The 17,806-nt window shown below is 54.8% G+C and carries 13 protein-coding genes and 2 riboswitches; of the genes, 1 reads left to right on the forward strand and 12 read right to left on the reverse strand.

Annotation, left to right across the window (positions count from 1 at the left end):
* Window positions 1-45: 45 nt before the first annotated feature.
* The 12 genes from GFC01_RS06610 to GFC01_RS06665 all read right to left on the reverse strand — a co-directional run bounded on the left by GFC01_RS06610 (window position 46) and on the right by GFC01_RS06665 (window position 17,358).
* Window positions 46-669 carry an ECF transporter S component gene (locus GFC01_RS06610; protein ID WP_152945845.1) on the reverse strand — a complete coding sequence of 208 codons (624 nt, stop codon included), beginning with the start codon at window positions 667-669 and terminating at the stop codon, window positions 46-48.
* The gene (locus tag GFC01_RS06615) at window positions 636-2,381 is read right to left on the reverse strand and encodes an ABC transporter ATP-binding protein (RefSeq protein WP_152945846.1); all 1,746 of its coding nucleotides are present in this window, start codon (window positions 2,379-2,381) and stop codon (window positions 636-638) included. Before GFC01_RS06615 ends, GFC01_RS06610 begins: the two co-directional genes overlap by 34 nt.
* Window positions 2,354-3,283 carry an energy-coupling factor transporter transmembrane component T gene (locus GFC01_RS06620; protein ID WP_152945847.1) on the reverse strand — a complete coding sequence of 310 codons (930 nt, stop codon included), beginning with the start codon at window positions 3,281-3,283 and terminating at the stop codon, window positions 2,354-2,356. Before GFC01_RS06620 ends, GFC01_RS06615 begins: the two co-directional genes overlap by 28 nt.
* A 12-nt stretch (window positions 3,284-3,295) precedes the next feature.
* Window positions 3,296-4,069, reverse strand: coding sequence for a DUF4430 domain-containing protein (locus GFC01_RS06625; RefSeq protein WP_194174846.1), 774 nt, complete (start codon window positions 4,067-4,069; stop codon window positions 3,296-3,298).
* 258 nt (window positions 4,070-4,327) lie between these two features.
* On the reverse strand, window positions 4,328-7,144 hold the full coding sequence (locus GFC01_RS06630; RefSeq protein WP_194174847.1) for an S-layer homology domain-containing protein: 2,817 nt from the start codon (window positions 7,142-7,144) through the stop codon (window positions 4,328-4,330).
* 118 nt (window positions 7,145-7,262) lie between these two features.
* A complete protein-coding gene (locus tag GFC01_RS19965) occupies window positions 7,263-8,879 on the reverse strand; it encodes an S-layer homology domain-containing protein (RefSeq protein ID WP_152945850.1) in 1,617 nt (538 codons plus the stop codon).
* 208 nt (window positions 8,880-9,087) lie between these two features.
* Window positions 9,088-13,677, reverse strand: a complete 4,590-nt coding sequence (locus tag GFC01_RS06640; RefSeq protein WP_243137311.1) for a cobaltochelatase subunit CobN — start codon at window positions 13,675-13,677, stop codon at window positions 9,088-9,090.
* 151 nt (window positions 13,678-13,828) lie between these two features.
* Window positions 13,829-14,176: a DUF2149 domain-containing protein gene (locus GFC01_RS06645; RefSeq protein WP_341473796.1), complete on the reverse strand. Its 348-nt coding sequence runs from the start codon at window positions 14,174-14,176 to the stop codon at window positions 13,829-13,831.
* On the reverse strand, window positions 14,127-14,816 hold the full coding sequence (locus GFC01_RS06650; protein ID WP_013823295.1) for a MotA/TolQ/ExbB proton channel family protein: 690 nt from the start codon (window positions 14,814-14,816) through the stop codon (window positions 14,127-14,129). The genes GFC01_RS06645 and GFC01_RS06650 overlap by 50 nt, the downstream gene beginning before the upstream one ends.
* A complete protein-coding gene (locus GFC01_RS06655; protein WP_152945852.1) occupies window positions 14,816-15,643 on the reverse strand; it encodes a DUF2162 domain-containing protein in 828 nt (275 codons plus the stop codon). The genes GFC01_RS06650 and GFC01_RS06655 overlap by 1 nt, the downstream gene beginning before the upstream one ends.
* 122 nt (window positions 15,644-15,765) lie before the next feature.
* Window positions 15,766-16,040, reverse strand: a riboswitch (cobalamin riboswitch).
* Window positions 16,041-16,214: 174 nt separating this feature from the next.
* Window positions 16,215-16,486: riboswitch (cobalamin riboswitch) on the reverse strand.
* Window positions 16,487-16,681: 195 nt separating this feature from the next.
* Window positions 16,682-17,113, reverse strand: coding sequence for a type II toxin-antitoxin system VapC family toxin (locus GFC01_RS06660; protein WP_152945853.1), 432 nt, complete (start codon window positions 17,111-17,113; stop codon window positions 16,682-16,684).
* Window positions 17,107-17,358 carry an AbrB/MazE/SpoVT family DNA-binding domain-containing protein gene (locus GFC01_RS06665; RefSeq protein WP_152945854.1) on the reverse strand — a complete coding sequence of 84 codons (252 nt, stop codon included), beginning with the start codon at window positions 17,356-17,358 and terminating at the stop codon, window positions 17,107-17,109. Before GFC01_RS06665 ends, GFC01_RS06660 begins: the two co-directional genes overlap by 7 nt.
* A 173-nt stretch (window positions 17,359-17,531) precedes the next feature.
* On the opposite strand from GFC01_RS06665, the gene GFC01_RS06670 reads away from it, so the two are divergent.
* Window positions 17,532-17,806, forward strand: a 275-nt coding sequence (locus tag GFC01_RS06670; RefSeq protein WP_341473797.1) for a LytS/YhcK type 5TM receptor domain-containing protein, incomplete at its 3' end; no start/stop codon positions are given.

Raw genomic sequence — 17,806 nt, forward strand, 5'->3', positions numbered from 1 at the left:
CTGGGCGGCTCAGCTCTCAAGGATGCATGCGGATTCTTCTCCTTATCACCTTTCCAGATATTGTATGTCCATCTTCTTATGGAAATATTGCAGAATCTTCAAGGTCTGGTGCCCCAGGGCGGCACAGAAGAAAAGATTGCCGGCAGCCCGCAGGGAATCGAAGCTGAAACCCGCCGCCCAGGTGAGAAAATAGGTCTGCCAGGTCAGGGGGCGCATAAAGACGGTCCACTGCCAGACATCCATGATGGCCCCGTAAAGGTAGCCCCAGAGGAAGCAGACTGCGGTCAGGGTTTTGTTTCCCGCCTGTGGGAACAGGGCTTTGACCACCGCTCCGGAAACACCCACCAGCCCCCAGCAGAGCATCTGCCAGGGCGTCCAGGATCCCTGTCCCATAAAGAAGTTGGAAATCAAAGGGGTCATGGCCCCTGTAAAGAAGCCGACCCGCGCACCATAGACAAATCCCGTTATCTCCACCAGAAACATGGTGGGCTGCAGAAATAAAAGACCCACTCCCGTCACCGCCCGGCCGGCCGCACAGAGGGCGGCCAGGACGGCAATAACCGATACCTGCCGGGAGTCCAGCGCTCCTTTTTTCTCCATGGCGGACAAAAGCAATAAAACGGCAAGAATGCCGGTCAATGTGGTGTACAGCCCCCAGCTCGTCCCCATATGGCCTTCTCTCCCGTGCTTTTGATTAAGACGGCCGGTTTAGCGGCCAGAAGCGGCCCAAGCTGTTCCTGCGCTTCGGCAAAGGTGAGCACTCCATCGCAAATGCCCCGGCACAACTTGCTGATCTGCGGAGAATAAAATACAGATCTTCCCAACACCGCGTGCTTTTCCCCGTCGGCGACAATCCTTCCCGCAAACATCATCACCACTCTCCCGGCAAACTCGGCCGCAAACTCCACATCGTGGGTCACCACGATTACCGTTTTGCCCTTTGCAGCCTCCTCTTGCAGAAAATGTCCCAGTTCCGACTTTAAACCCAAATCAACCCCCCTGGTGGGTTCATCTAAAATGATCAAACCGGGGCCGGTAACCAGAACGGAAGCTAAAGCCACCCTCTGCCTTTCCCCGCTGCTCAGGTCCCGTGGATTTCGCCGGCGGTAGGGCTCCAGCTGCAGTCTGTGCAGGATTTCCTCCACCTGCCCCCGGTCTTTTAAGCCGTAATTACGCATGGTAAAAAGCAGCTCATCTTCCACCGTTTCGTGGAAGAGGTAGTCGTTGGGGTTCTGGGATAAGTAGGCGGTAAACTTTCTGATCTCTTTAAAACCATTCCGGCCCGCCTCTTTTCCCTGCACATAAACCCTGCCCCGGCCCGGCCTGAGCAAACCCACCATGATCTTGAGCAGGGTCGATTTACCGGCGCCGTTTTCCCCCAGGATGGCTACAAATTCCCCTTCTTTTATATCAAGACTGATATCTTTCAAAACCTCTTGACCGCCTGGATAACCAAACCATACATTTTTCAAGCTGATAATGCTATTTTTCTCATGCTCTTTTATATTAGAATTATGGTTACGGCGGGGAACATCTGGTTTCGTAACGGCTATATTTCCTTTTAGGTAAGACTGTAAGAGTTCCCGACCTTCCTTTACCGTAACGGGTACAACCGGCAAGTTGAGGCAGGCAAAAAACCTGGCCACAGGCGGCACAAAAGGAAGTCCCCTTCTGACTGCTTCCCGGGCTCCCTCGGCGGCACTGCCGTGGCAGATAATTTCGCCCCCGGCCATGAGCAGCACCCGGTCTGCTAAATGAAAACATCTTTCCAGCCTCTGCTCAACCATGATCACCGTAAAGCCCATTTCTTCATTAAGCCTTTTCACCACATTCAGGATTTCTTCCGCCGAGACGGGGTCCAGTTGAGAGGTAGGTTCGTCAAGAATAAGCACACGGGGCTGCATGGCCAGCACGGAAGCCAGCGCCAGCTTCTGTTTCTGGCCGCCGGAGAGGTTGGCTGTAAAGGCCTCCTGAACCGGGGATAGATTCATGAAACTGACCACTTCGGCAACCCGGCGCGACATCTCGTCAGGTGGTAACCCCAGGTTTTCCAGACCAAAGGCTATTTCCGCCTCCACACAGCTCTGTACAATTTGCTTTTCCGGATCCTGAAAGACCATGCCCACTTCCCGGGCCAGTTTGCGGCGGTCCATCGTCCGGATCTCTCTACCCCTGAAGAAAACCTTGCCCCCGATACGCCCCCCGTAAAAATCAGGGATCAGGCCCGCCAGCACCCTGGCCAGGGTGGATTTGCCCGAACCGGAACCGCCTGTAACAAGGAGAAACTCTCCTTCCCGGATTTCCAGGCTGATATTTTTCAAGGCGGGTTTTTCCGTTCCGGGATAGTAATAGGTCAGATTTTCGACTTTAAAAAGCGGCAATGCTTCCACCCCTTGCTCAGGATAAGCGGTACTGACAGGTAAAATAACACAATGAAAAGGACCGCCAGAGTCGTGCCGTCTTTAATAAGAAAGTCTGCCTCCGGGTAAAAGCTGTACCGGCCGTAGCCGTAACGCAACCCCCATACTGCCGCCAGCAGAGCCAGCAGGCTGCCGCCGAGACAGAAGAAATCCCGGGGCCTGAGGATATTCCGGCTGTACACGGAACGCCTGCCGCTGCCAAAGGCCCTGGCCTGCATGGATTCGGCAATCTCCATGGCGCCCTCCAGGGAGGATAAAAGCAGCACGTTATATAAACCGGAGTATTTCTTTGCCCGCTGCCACAGGTTGCCCGTGTCAAAGTCGACGCCCCGCAGCTGCTGCACTTCCCTGATCCTCTGCAGGTCCCTGACCATGGTGGGAAACAGCCGCGTGGCCAGGGTCATCACCAGGACTGATTTACCGGCCACTCCGGAAAAAAGATTCAAAATCTTATCCGGGTTGATCATCAGGTTATAAAGGCAAAAAATGCTGATGATGACCAGAAGCCTCAGGCTGGAAGCGGCGCCGAAATAGACTGCCTCCATGGATATGTCCAGCTTCCCCAGAAAGGGAACTGCAGGACCGTGCCAGATGATGGTTTTGCCGGCCCGGATCACCAGGGGGTTGACCATCATCACCACCAGCATTAAAAAGACCCCTGCTTTTAAAAATCCCTCCCAGGCATCCAGGCCGTCCACTTCCCTGATCAGGAGGGCAAGCAGGAGAAAGAGCGCCAGCAGATACAGGGGATGATCATAGATCAGGCTCAGGATGAGGAGCACCAGAAGATAAACCAGGACCGTGGCCGGGTGAAAGCTCTGCAGGAAAAGCCCCTTTTCCCGGTAAAAAAGCCTGTCAAACATCCCGGCACCCCTTTACTTTTTGCTTACCAGGTCTTCCCACCGGGGAGGTGGCTGGTCCATGCTCCTGCTGTACCACCAGATTACTTTGTCCCCCGTTTTTACCGGGTGCTTGCTGGCCATGTGCATGGGCACCTCACCGTTTACCGAATACATCCACCCGGCCATACCGCTGCAGGCCTGGCCGCCAATGGAATCCACAAAATCGGGCCAGGCCGGTTTCATGGCGTAGGGAAGACCGGTGGCATCCAGGGCGCCCAGGGCGGTGACCCCCCACCTGCTGTCCGTTTCAACAGTAACCTGCGCCGGTCTGAAAAGGAACTCATCATTTTTCCCGATGACGGCCACCCAGACCCTGCATCCGGCTTCACTCTCCGGCGCAGCAGAAGCATTTTTAGCCGGCTCGCCAGAAGAAGCATTTTCAGCTGGTCCGCCAGAAGCCGTACTCTGCCGGGAAGCAGCGGCAGACTGCTTGCTCTGGCCGCCGCCCGCCGCCCCGGCTTTTCCTCTGGCCGCAGGTGACGGGCTTGGTGTTGATTCGCCGGAAGACCGGGTTGTACTTATTCCGGCAGAAGGTTGACCGGAACCGGCGGCGGGCTGGCTCTGCGCAGGAGTATTTTCCTGTTCGGTTGCACTGTAGTTAGTTGTCTGGCTGCCGGTTACCTGGCTGCTATGGGCCTGCCGGTATTGCTGCTGGGAACTGAAAACTTTGTGCATGTAAAGGGCTGGGCCCAGCACCCCGGCCAGAATCACCAGCAGACCGATAAAATAAATGAGTTTGCGCTTCATGGAATCACCCCATGTAAACAGAAGTAAGCATTTCACGCTGTAGCGCCCGCGGGAGCGGAACGGCACCCGCTCCCCCACAAGGGCGGCACGCGGCCGGCAGCATGCTCCTGGTTCACCCGGCATCCCTAATAAGGTACCGTTGCCAAATCACCCGGGCGGCAGTCGTCCTCCGTCGCTCCTGGGCTCCGGAACGACCACCGCCCGTTCTTCCATGCCCTAATTCCTGCTAAATGCAGAATGGAGGTTTTATCTTTCCTGTTACTTGTTTTGAGCAGCCGGCTGTAACTTTTGCCACACCCGGCACAACACTACAGCAGCTTCTGCCCGGGTGGTATGGCCTGCTGGTACAAACTGGGTCACTGTCCGGCCCTTCATTATTCCCTCCCGTACCACCAGGGCTACAGAGTTGCGCGCCCAGGGAGAAATAGAGGCAGCATCTTCAAATCCGGCCAGCATTCTGACCGCACCGGCCTCACCAATACTCATATCCTGTCCTTCCCGGGCCATCAACCGCACCATCATGGCTGCCATTTGCTCCCGGGTGATGGGCTCATTTGGTGCAAAACTGTGTTCGCCGGTTCCCCGCACCAATCCTGCTTTCGCCGCCGCACCCACCATGCCGCAGTACCAGGCGTTTTGCGGCACGTCATTGAAGCACCTTGCCCCGTCCGGATCGGCCGTCAGGCCGGCCATACGGGCCAGGATGGCGGCAAATTCGGCCCGGGTGACGGTGGCTTCCGGTGCAAATTTGTTGTCGCCCACACCGGCAACGTACCCTTTCGTGGCCATAAATTCGATCTCCTTCTGCGCCCAGTGCCCGGCAATGTCGGCAAAGGTCTTTACTGCGGGCGGGGTGCTGGTTTCCATCAAAGCGTATTTGCTGAAATGTTCGGCTTTAAAGGTAAGGACTCCTGCCGCCGGGTCATAGGTTCCGCCCACTTCCTCCCAGGTCTTTTCACTTTCATCATAGCGGTATACCTTCACCCGGCCGCCCGCAGCCGCTTCCTTAGCCTCAGCGGGTACCGGCAGCATTACCAGGCAGCCGGGAATCTGCGCGATTTTCTGCGCCGTGCCGTCTTTCTTCACCGCCAGCACGTCCAGTTCATAGACATCGCCCACCAGTTTAAGTTCGCCGGCAACAGGCTCGGCCAGATCCCGGGCTTCGGTGCTGCTCAATTTCTGGGCTTTAACCTGCAACTGCGCCGCATCGGCAACCTTCAACTCCGGCACTTTCAGGCTGTCCACCGAGAGTACAAACTGCACGCCCTGAACGGTTACGGCCAGGGGTTTATTGACACCGGTTATTTTAGCCAGCTGGTCCACCGTCAGGGCCAGAACAGTTTGATTATCTTCCGCCTGCAGAACGACCCGGCCGGCAGAACCGGCATCCTCGATGGCCGCATTTAAGGTGGAATCGCTCACCGGAGCGGGCAGGTTGGCTGCCTGACTGCTTCCCCCGGAGGCCCGCTTCACCAGGTCGTCCCATCTGGGGGGCTGCTGGTCCATGCTCTTGCTGTAATAGAAGATAATCCTGTCGCCCTCTTTAATGTTGTACTTTTCCGGGCCAAAGGAAGGGACCTGCCCGTTCACCGTATACATCCAGCCGGCCATCCCGCTGTTGGCCTGCCCGGCAATTTCATCTACCAGAACGCCCCAGGACCACGTGGAGGTATGGTAGGGAACGCCCGATGCATCCAGGGCACCCAGGGCGGTGAGGCCCCATTTGTTATCTTTAGATACCGTGACGTAAGAGGGATCAAATAAGAGCTCATTGTTCATTCCTACGACGGCCATCCCCACCGTTACCGCGGTAGCGGTCCCGCCGCCTCCACCCGCAGATTTCACGGTCAGGGTGGCCGAAGCCGTAAGCCCGTTGTATACGGCCTTCACCACCGTCTGGCCGGCCTTTATCGCTTTGACCAGACCATAAACACTGTCATCAACGCTGGCAATGCTGCTGTCGGCCACGGACCAGGCGGCCCACTGCGTTACGTCAGACTGGCCGTAGGCGTCCTGCCAGACGGCCCGGAATTGTTGCTGGGCGCCTATATTCAAAGTGTTGGTTGAAGGGTCAAGGTAAAAACGCCAGACGGTAGGCTTTATGCCCAGTGAATTACAGGCACTGAGCACCCAGATGGCATCCATGGCGTTTTTTGAGGTGCCGAAACTACCATCCGGATTGAGGACACTATTCATCAGATAATCAACGGCCGTTTTTCCGTCACCGGTCTTCCAATCAGCCGGATCCCTTCCCAGCGCCTTTAAGGTCACAACCACTTCAGCGGTGTCAATGGCCGGGTCGTCCCAGCCGGCCACAAAACTGCCGTCAGCCTTTTGCTGGTTCCTCATCCAGTTAAGGCCGTTATTAATGGCCGCCTGCACCCTGGCATCCTGCCCGCCGGGATCGAGATAATGCAGCGCCCTTACCGCCTGGGCCGTGGCCATGAAGTCGGCAAAATAGTTTGTGTTGCCCTTGTCATCCGTCCAGCTCCCGCCCCAGCTCCCATATACCTCTTCGTTGACGGTAAGTTGCTGGCTTAAAATGTATTCCTTAGCGTATACCAACTTAACAACACTCATCAACCCCGCCCGGCCCAGAAGGTCAAAGGCCGGCAGGTTGCTGAAAAGGCTGTAAGCTCCCGTATCAAAGCCGTTTTCCGTCTGCCTGTTTTTCAAGATCTCCACAAGCTGATCGGCCAGATCGCTTCGCCCCAGCGCCTGTACCGCCACCAGATCCTGGGCCAGGATTTTGGCCGGAACATTATCCGGCTGTGAAATATCCTTATAAACAGCGTTTATAACCGCATCATTTAGATTTTCACCGTTATACACCCAGGAAGCAACATCAACACCGGCCTGTTTTAAGACATAAATAGCATAGGAGCCGACCCCATACTCCGAATTATTGATTCCTTTCTGGATGTATTCGTTGTACAGAAACTGCACGGCATTGTTGGCCGGTGAGGCCGGCATCCCACCGGCCCCGGCATTTACCGCCGGTGTCAGCAGGGTTACGGCCATGACTAAAACCAGTAACAAACTCAGCTTTTTAATCGTCCTTTTATGATTATACAACGTCCTGACCCCCTTACGATGTTTCTCATGCAGAGCCTTGTAAAATTCCACCATGGCAGCTTGTCCCCCGCAGGAACAAATTCCTTCTTTTGCCTTTCAGGGCCTTTTCGATACCCTCTTACAGCACATCAGTCAGGCGCAAAAGCATGGCGGCCGCCTCGGCCCTGGTGACCTTTTTTTCGGCCCGGAAGGTCCGGTCGGGATAGCCGCCGGCAACCCCTTTAGCGTAAGCCACCCCCACGGCCTCTTTCGCCCAGGCCGGAATTTGATCCGCATCGGCAAAATCCAGCTCTTTCGGCGCCACCTCCCCGCATTTCTTTTCAATAATCCGGGCCATAACGGCGGCCAGTTCGGCCCGGCTTACCGGTTCCTCCCCTTTAAAAATAAGGGTGCCGTCCGGTTGCGGGTAACCGGAAATGAGTCCCTCCCTCAAGGCCACGGCCACGGCCTCATGAGCCCATTGCGGAATATACCGGCTATCTTTAAACTCCCGGTCGAGCATAAGCAGGTCTTGCCGGGAAACCGCCGCCGGCTTTAGCAGGCGCACCATCATGGAGGCTATTTCATAGCGGGTTACCTGCTCTTCGGGTTTAAAGGTGCCGTCTGGATAACCCGACGCAACCTGCATTTGAACCAGCCTGTTGATGGCCCCTTCCGCCCAGTGGCCTTTCAAATCCGTAAAACTGACCACCATACCGGGTTGCGTTTGCCGGCCGGATTCCTCCTGCGGGCCGGGTTGTGGCTGTGTTGCCTGGTTCTTCGCTTTCCCTTCCAGCGCCAGACAGGCCCACAGCACCCAGGTGGCGTCCATGGCATTCCCCGACGTGCCGAAGCTCCCATCGGCGTTCAGTGCCTTACTCATCAGATAATCAACAGCGCTCTTTCCTGTGCCGCTTTTCCATGCCGCCGGGTCCATACCCAGGGTTTTCAGGGTCACAATTACTTCCGCAGTATCGATCACCGGGTCGTCCATACCGGCCACAAAGCTGCCGTCTGCCTTCTGCTGCTTTTGTATCCAGGCCAGGCCGTTTTTAATGGCCTCCTGCACCTGAGGATCTTTCTTTTCCGGATCCAGGCAGTGCAGCACCCTCACCGCCTGGGCCGTGGCCATGAAATCGGCGTAATATGCATTACCATCCAGTGACCCCCAACTTCCGTACTGGGCATTTTGTGCCTTGACATACTGTTTTTCCAGGATGTAATTCCTGGCCAGGCCGGTGTTTATCTGATCCATTAACCCGGCCCTGCTTAAAAGATCAAAGGAAGGCATGTTGCTGTAGATGCTTAACGGCCCAATGTCTTCAAATCCTTTGTCTGTCTGCCTGTTCTTCAAGACCTGCAGCAACCGGCCGGCCAGATCCTTTTCTCCCAGCGCCTGCATGGCCACCAGGTCCTGGGCAAGCTGCTTTGCCCGCACTTCACCTGCTTTATCCAGATCATCTCTGACCGCCTTTAGCACTGCCTCCCGGAAACTTACTCCCTGGCGTACCCAGGCACCGGCATCAACACCGGCCTGGCTTAGCACATAAAAGGCATACGAGCCCACACCCACCTCCGAGTTAATCAACCCGTTTTTTAAATAGTCACGATGCAGAAACTGCACTGCCTTATCAGCCAGGGGTGAAACTGCCGCTTCCACCCGACCCGGTACCCCAAGCGGCATCAGCAGGCCGAGGAATAAACAGACCGTTGCAACCAGGGCTGTTAACCGCCCGGCAAAGTGATGGGTTTTCACCAAAAACTCCCTCCCTTGTTTTTCTAATTTATTTAAACCAACCGCTAATTTTAAAAAGCAGCCCGGCCTGACTTAAAGCCGGATATATATATTTACTCCTGAAAGGAGAATGGGTTAACGAAAGGGAAAACGAGCCAAACTGCAACACAGGTACCGGCCGCACCTTACCGTGCAGGGCAGCACGGTAAGGTGCGGGACCGGAGAGCAGTTATGCCCTTCCGGTAAAATAACCTTTGATAAAGAGGGCAAGCAGCCCTAAAGCGCCCAGGATGGCTACGAAGGAAACGGCCTTGCGGGCAGTTGCTGAAACCTGCGCTTTTTTCCCTACTTCCAGCTCATAGGCCCTGCCCCCGGGTTTCTGGGGTTGTTCAGCAGCCTTTTGCGGGGAAGCATCCCGGCTGGCCACCTGCTGGGGACCGGCTCCAGCTGCACCGGTATTTTGAGTCACCTGCTGCTCCTGTCTGGGCGGCGATCCCTCCAGCGCCTTTTCTCCTTCTCCCGCACCTGTTGATGCAGACGGTGGGACCTGTGTGGTTTCTGGTTTTTGCTCTACAGACTGCTGTACGAGTTCCGGCTGAGAAACAGGCTGCTGTACAGGAGGTTCCTGTGTCTGAACCTGCTCCACCGTCCGGCTGGGGCTCTGGTGCCTGGAACTGGGTGCCGAGACCTCGGTTTTAAGGTTCAGATCCCTTTTTGTAGCTTTGCTGAAGACTTCCTTGAACCTGTTCAGCATACTGCTGTCCAGGGTGGAATAACTGGCCACCCATTCGTTGAACTTTATGTTGGCACAGGTATGGTGACAGCAGACCACGCCATACTGAGCGGCCGTTTGCATGTAAATGTCGGCCAGTCTGGTCAACGTCTCCTGATCGGCCTGCCACATCTGCCGCCGCGCCGCCTCTAAGCTCCAGCCGATGATGGACTGCACTACAAAGGGGTCCAGCTGGCTTCTTATCTTATCATCAAAGATGAAAGTTTCGGCAACCTGCCGCCAGGCCCAATCACCAATACCCTCCAGAGTGGCATCCACCAGGAACATGTTGGCAACGTGGTCGCCAATCTCCCGGGCGCCGGCGTAACCTTCCTTAAGCATCCCCTCGATCCATTTGGAGTTCAACAACCTGCTCCGCAATTCCGTACCCACAAACTCACTTAAAGTCTGCACCCGGGCACTGCCTGTACGCGTGTTGACGATATACGACTGCACCTTCTCGCCCGAGGCTGCTTCCGCCGCCATTTTCAGCCCGCCCAGATACTGGGCCACGTCATCGTTGTCCAGTACGCCCCACAGGGAATCCCGCACCTGGGTAACCACATCCACGCTTTTCAGGATTTCCCGGAAAACATCCCGCGCCGGCACGCCATAAGCAGTCTTGCCGTAAATGTAGGACATGCGGTTCATGTAAGTATCCACCAGGTCCCCTTTGTCCTCCCAGGCGCTGGTGGCCTGGGCCAGTTCTGAGACACCCGTACCGTAGGTTCCCGGAGCGTCGCCAAAGATCCTGGCCAGCGCCAGAGTATCCGCATCCTGCTCCGGCAGGCCCTGCTCCTGCAGCTTGTCCCGCAGGGCCAGGTAAGTCCTGCGCACCAGGTTGCTTTCCGGATCTTCGTTCAAAAGAGCAACCTTTCTGAAGGCCTCATCCAGCACACCCACCACATGGGAAAAGGTATCCCGGAACAGGCCGGAAATGGTCACCAGCACGTTAATCCGCGGCCTTCCCATTTCCTCCAGGGGGGTGACTTTCACCGTGCTCACCCGGCCGCTTTTATCCCATACCGGTTCAGTGCCGATTAACCGCAGGATCAGGGCCACGGTTTCTCCCTGGGTGCGCATGGTTTCGATGGCCCAAAGCACAACCCCGACCGTCTCCGGGTACCGGCCGTTTTCCGCATAGAATCTTGCCACCAGTTGTTCTGCCGCCTCTTTGCCCGTTTTCCAGGCTGCTGCATCGGGCACCATGCGCGGGTCAAAGGAAACCAGGTTCCTGCCCGTGGGCAGGGCATCGGGTACCCGCACCGGGTCCCGGCCCAGACCGGGTTCGATGAATTCACCTGAAAGAGCCCGGAGCAAATTAGTTATCTCGTTGCTGGTCAAGAGCAGGCGCTCTCTGATTTCCTCCCGGCTGCCCTCTCTGGCCGCATTATCGTAGGCCACAATGGAATCAACCATCAAATCCAGCATTTCTCCCTGGGGCGGCAGACCAAAGGTATGCAGGCCGTAGGGCATGAGCTCCGTTGCCAGCTCCTCCAGGTATTCGTGAAGAAGGGAAACCAGCCGGGAAAATTCAGTCGCCTGAAGATCAATGCCCAGATCCTGGTCCAGGCTATTAGCCTTAATCTTTTCAATAATCTGTTCCTGCAGGCTGGCCGCCCTGGCTGTATTGCCCCCGCTCAAGGCATTCTGATATTCCACCACCAGCTGCTGCAATTCGGCCAGCTCACCGTAGAGCCCGGGCTGGATCATGGGCGGTATCAGGTGGTCGATGGTTACTGCATAACCCCGGCGCTTGGCCTGAGTTCCTTCACCGGGATTGTTCACGATGTAAGGGTAGATATCCGGCATGTTCCCGATCAAAACATCCGGCCAGTCATTTTCTCCCAGCCCCACACTCCGGCCGGGCAGCCATTCCAGCGTGCCGTGGGTACCCAGGTGGATTACCGCATCGGCCTGGAACTCCTTCTGCAACCAGAGGTAAAAGGCTATATACTGGTGGGGGGGAGGCAAAGCTGGGGAATGGGCAATCTTGTCGGGATCATCCCCCCACCCCCGTACGGGCTGCGGGCCAAGGAAAATGTTACCCAGTGTGGCACCGGGAATAACCAGGTTGCCTTCGTAAACCATGATGTTACCCGGAGGTGGACCCCATTCCTTTTCCACCTGCGCCCGCAGTTCCCCGGGCAGGGTAGCGTACCATTCCAGGTATTTTTCCACAGGCAGGACTAAGGCTCCCGCCTGCACCAGTTCGGCCAGTTCTCCCGGCGCCCAGCTGCCGACATTTCTGCCCTGCCTGCGAATTAGTTCTTCTATTGCCTGGGGGCTGAGGTCGCCTTCCACCCGGTAACCATTGTCCCGCAATGCCTGCAAAATAACCACTGCGCTGGCGATACTGTTTAAATAGGAGGCGCCGATATCATCCTTACCAGCATGGTGGTTATAGTAAACAAGGGCTATTTTTTTGTCTGCATTGTTTTTCTGCCGCAAGTTTACCCAGGCCAGTACCCGGCCCACCAGGCGGTCAATGCGGTCGGGAAGGGGTACTTTTTTGACTATGCGAGCCCCCGTACTTTCATCCACCCTTACCAGCGTACTGCCGCCCATGAATACAGGCTCAATGCGTCCGTCCAATTCAGGATAGGCAATTTGCCAGGCCACCTCGCTACTGATACCTGCCGGGTTGCTCTGCCAATCCTCTAAATCGCTGCTGTAAACCGGTGCCATAACCGGTACATTTAACTGCTTAAACAACTCGATACCGGCTTCCGGCTGGCCGTAAATGAAGTTAAATCCAATCCCGGCAATGAGAAAGTCTACCTGTCTTTTGCCGCCGGGCATAAAGAAGTCCTGAAATGCTTCTTTACGGCTGCTGCTGTCACTGAAAACCAAAAGCGCATTGACTCCCCTGGCTTCCAGTTCCCTCTGGACAGCCAGATACATGTCGATATCACCATTTTTAAAGAAGCTATCGTAGCTAATAATGCCGACCCACGGAGCTCCTTCTTTTAAATGTCCGCTGGCTTTATACCAGGCAAGATAACCACCTAAAGTACCGAAAGTGCCCGGCGGCAGTCCCGTACCGCCTCCACCGCCGGTAGGCAGGTATACGGCATCATGCACGCTCTGGTATACCCAGTCCAGGTCAAACCCGGAAAGCTCCGGCCCCCAAAGGGCATCATATACCGCCCGGTAGACTGTAGCCCGAGCATCCCCCAGATAAGCGGCTGCAACCCGGTCATAAAGGGCATTATAAACTGTATCTACGGCCAAACCGGCACCTTGCCCGTCGCTATGATATACCGCCTGGTAAACAGACTGGCGCACGGTATCATAAAGAGCCTGTAATCCCGTTTCTCCCTGCTCCGCCAGGTATACGGCTTCAGCCACAGTTCGGTACAGACCACTGGTATCCAGGGTAGAAGCACCCCCGCACCAGTCGTGCACGGCCTGGTTCACCGTCAACCGGGCCAGTGTCCAGTTCGTACTGTTATCCGGCTGGTACACGGCCGCGTAAACGCTCTCATAGACCGCCCGGTGAACTTCATTTACCGCCAGGCCCCGGGCTGTACCATTACCCGCCGCGTATACAGCATTGCATACCGTCTGGTACAGCCCATCCACGTTGAGGGTAAGTCCCTCAGCATCAGGATGGTAGATGAACCGGACGGGCATTTTAACCGGATCTAACTGATCCCCGGTTGTTACCTGTCCGTATCTGGAGGCCAGATACAATACCAGCCGCCGCATATTTTCCACGCCGCCATTTACAAAATATTGAGCCAGGAAAGTATTTTGACTTTCATCAATACGGGGGTAATCAGGAAAAGAACCGCTACGGGTGGAAAGCACCTCGCACTTTTCAGGCAGGTCCTGCAATAAAGGCCCAACTGTTTGAATGGTTGTAGCCCCAATCATTTCCATCAAGAATACATCTGCATCCTGCAACGATTGCTTCAGCTGCTGGATTTTTTCTTCGCTCTTCAGGTCGTTGGAGCTAAATAACTTCAGCTCAACAGGATAGTTCTGCAACTGGCCGTAAGCATCCACCAGGGGTGCCAGAAACCCCTCACTGCCCAAAAGCATAACCACCTTCGTACGTGCATTTTCATTTGCTGCAACCCCGGAAGCACTTATTAAGAAAACAATAATCAGGACTATCAGGCTCAGGAATAGCAAGGTCGGGTGTTTTTGCCATTTTTCTTTACCTGTAGGCATTGAGCCATGGCCACCTCACTTACTGGCTGTTCTTTTCAATCATGATTAACTTCCCGGTTTTCGGGTCCTGATAGACCGTACCCATCTCCTGGAAACCAAAGCCGCCCCCCTGTTCTATTTGGGGCATCTGCTTAAGCTCCTTACCCCGTTCCACGTTAATCACCCGCTGAATGCTTTGCATCAGGCGCTGTTTTTCCTCGGGCTTTACTTTGGCAAAGATAATGTTCTGCAGGTTCCAGGAAAGAACCAGGGCGACCATCAAACCGCAGCAAAAAACCAGCATCACATCAATCAGATTGGCCAGCCCGCCCAGGGGATCAACTTCTTCTGCGGATAACCGCTCCCGCCTCCGTCTCCTGAACAGCACGGCTTTCACCTCCCACCACCAGTTCCAGCAGCAACTCCAGATACCGTAAATCCTGCTCGTACCAGCGGCGCCGCACCCTGGAAATGAGAGCACCCACCGCTCCGGCAGCCACACCCACCACCGTGGTATCAAAAGCAATGATCACTGCTTCGGACAATCCCCGCACATCACCCTGCCCCAGAGCAGCCAGCCCGGGACCAAGGGGGATAAGAGTGCCCATCAACCCGAAAACCGGGCTGAGTTTGGCCAGTAAATCCGTTTTGTCCAGTGTTTGTTTAAACCGGAATTCTTCCCGGTCCAGTATGTCCTGAGCCACCAGCCTCCTGACCTCAGGGGACAGTCCGGGTTTTGCCAAAAGATCCGATACCAGTTTTTTCTGGCGCGGATTTAAAGCACTGCTATCAAGCACCTGCTGCAGGTTGCGCATCTGCCAGAGGGAAACCCCTCCCACGTCATGAATTACTTCCAGCAGGTTAACTGGCTGAATAACTTTTCTTCTCCTCATTTCAGCCACAAAACTACCCAGTTCCATGAAGGCAAAAACGAGAAAGAAGAGCAGGCCCACAATATCGGGAATTAGCAGGCTCTGGGATGCGGCATGCAAAATTTTGGTTAAATATTCGGAACCAGGAATGGTCATCAATCATCACGTTCCTTTAAAAAATTGATCTGATAGCGAAAATAACCCGCCAGGCTTAAGACCACCAACCCCGCTAACACCGCCGCCAGCCAGCGGGGCGAATCAATGTTCACGGGAGTTAGGGGCATGGTCATGGCCTGGACAAAGTTGGGAATAAAAAGAGCAAAGATAAGCGTCATCAATCCGGTAAACAATAACAACGGATTAAAAATAGCTACAGGATTATACCCGGTCAAACGGATCGCTCTTCTCATGGCAAGGCTGGTCACAATAACCAGGATAAAAAACAGCACCGCAACAAACAGCCCCAGGCGAGAAAGCCCTGTACCCACCATGGAACTGGCTACAATGACTGAAAAGGCCAGGGCAACCAGGCATAAAGGACAGGGTAAAAAACCCAGGGCATACTTAAACCGCTCCAGAGCAGGAGAAATAACAGCCCCTGGCACCGGCTGTCCTGCAAGAAAATGGCGGGAACTGTTAGAGGTAATTGGCTTACCGGCAAATTCCCCATCTCCCCCGGAACGAAAACTTGCTTCACGCAAGCAACCCGGGGAAGAACTCCCTGCCCCCTTTTCCTCCTGCAGCCCCAGGTAAATCAGAAATATAGCTGCCAGCAAGGCTCCTGCAAAGGTGTAACGATCCAGAAAGGAAATCAGTTTTTGTTGGTGTGTACCAAAGACTACAACCAGCCCGTAAAGGATACTCCCGAACAAAAAAGATGTCAGCACCAGCCCCCACCGGCCCAGCCACGAGGCACCCAGGATCAATCCTGTTTTAATACTGAGAACAAGAGTTGCCAGCAGGAGTCCACCATAAATTGACATACAGACCCCTTCCCATCTCGCCTTTAATAAAAAATCCCCCATCTACCCAGATGGAGGATTAGCCCTGGCAGCAAAATCATGCCACGACAAATTAAACCACCCCCCGTCCGCGCAGGTTGGTCCGGTCGTTCCGGTAACGGGCAGGTCTCCTGGCTCGGGTTCACCGGAGCTCCACGTCTTCCCATCCAGCACTCAGCCATGTTATGGTTCCCTTCGCCGTTTATCGTAGCAGTAACCAATTTCTATCAAAGCAGAAAACAATCTTACTGAATGCTGGACAGTGACTTTGCTGTGGAGTCCCTCCCCCTCACAGTGGCGGGACCGCGCCGGATTTGCACCGGCTTCCCTTTTCACTTTCACCCCTCGGGGTGAAAGCACCCGTTCCGGTATGAAATTGTCCAGAGGCAGCAGGACATTAAATAGTTTGCTGCCATTTAAACAAGAGGATATAAAGCGCTAAAACAAATAACCCCGGCCTGTCAGAGACCGGGGCTTGTTTACACTGGCTGTAGCCCACCGTAAAAAATGGTAAGACTACCACCGGCACAAGCCCCTGTTCCCTGGGAGGCTTTCCGTGCCGCGTGCCCGGGCAGGTCTCCTGACTCATGGGTCATCGCCTGCTTTCCGCCTTCCCGGCCCAGTACTCACCAGTGACATTGGTTAAACAACCATGCTGTTACATCATTACACTGTTGAACGGAGTACCCTTATCAGTGAGTGCTGGACCAGTGGCCCTGTGGAAAGCTGCTACCCATTCACAGTGGCCCCACCGTCCAGGATTTTCACCTGGTTCCCTTTTACCCCTGCCTGATTGGCAGGGGAACCCGGACACGGCTATGCAGTTAAATCCCTTTACATGAAACAGTAACACATTTCTGATAAGTTGTCCATAGTAAACTTCCCAATAAAAAACCATTTTTCGTTATGAGGTAGTTTTAACCAACCAACTGGCCTGGCTGAATAAAATGTGGTCTTTCAACTGCCTTGGCCAGGTTTAAGCTATTCCAGCGATAAGGTTATGGGGATCATCATCAACGATTATTTGTCCACAGTTAAATTGCTGCCCACCCAGATAACCGGCACGTCAAGCTCTTTGGCAACCGTCTGAATTTCAGGATCACCGGTGAGCACCGGCGCTTTAAGTTCCCGGGCCAGTTCCAGGACGAAAGAGTCGGCGTAAGAAAGGCCTCCTCTGGCTTTAATGCGGGCTGCTTCTTTTACCCTCGGCCAGGGAACTTCCGCAATGTTGATTGATTCTTCCAGTAAGATGTTCCGTAATACTTCTTCTGCCACCCGTTCACCTTTTTTGCGTAAAAGAATATAGTACAGTTCCCCAAGGTTAATCACGCTAAAATAAACTGTTGTCTGCTCATCCGAAATAGCTGCGGCTACCGTATCCGCCCCTTCTTCATCCTCAATGAGAGCCAGTATGGCATATGTGTCCAGAACAACTGTCTTTCCGTCTACCATTCTTCCCGCTCCCTGTCCAGCCGGCGCTCCCGGAGGAGAATGTCCGTCAATTTTTCCTGCCCTTTAGTCCTGTATTTACCCCGCAGGGCAAGGAGGGGGTTACGGGGAATGGGCCGGAGCAGTATAGCTCCCTCCACTTCTTCAACGGCCAGCTTATCTCCTTTTTTTAAACCATAACGATTGCGTAAAGCAACGGGGAGCACTATCTGACCTTTTTTCGAAAGGGTTACTTTTATCACAATCATCTTACCTCCAGAATACATCTTACCCAACATTATTATACGGCCACCAGATCGCCCTGTAAAGCTTTTAGCTGCATACACCTCACAACTTCCAGCCCCGCCTGTACTGGTGAGTGAACCTGTGGTATACTAATTGTCGGACAGGTCGATTAAAAAGTTAGAAAGGATGACCTACCGTGACCTGGTCTTTGGCCCTTACCCTGGCGTACAGATTGAGCATGGTGGCCACAGCGGCCTTTATTCTTTCCCGCATGCCCGCCCTGGGGCGTATTTTATCCCGGCAGCTCACCCCCCGGGACAAGCTGCTGTTGACTCTGGCCCTGGGTGGCATGGGCATTGTGGGTACTTATGCCGCCGTGCCCATCCACGGCGCCCTGGCTAACTCCCGGGTGGTGGGGGTAATGGTGGCCGGTTTGCTGGGCGGGCCCCTGGTGGGTGTCTCTTATACACA

Source organism: Desulfofundulus thermobenzoicus (assembly GCF_009428905.1).
GTDB classification, from domain to species: Bacteria; Bacillota; Desulfotomaculia; order Desulfotomaculales; family Desulfovirgulaceae; genus Desulfofundulus_A; species Desulfofundulus_A thermobenzoicus.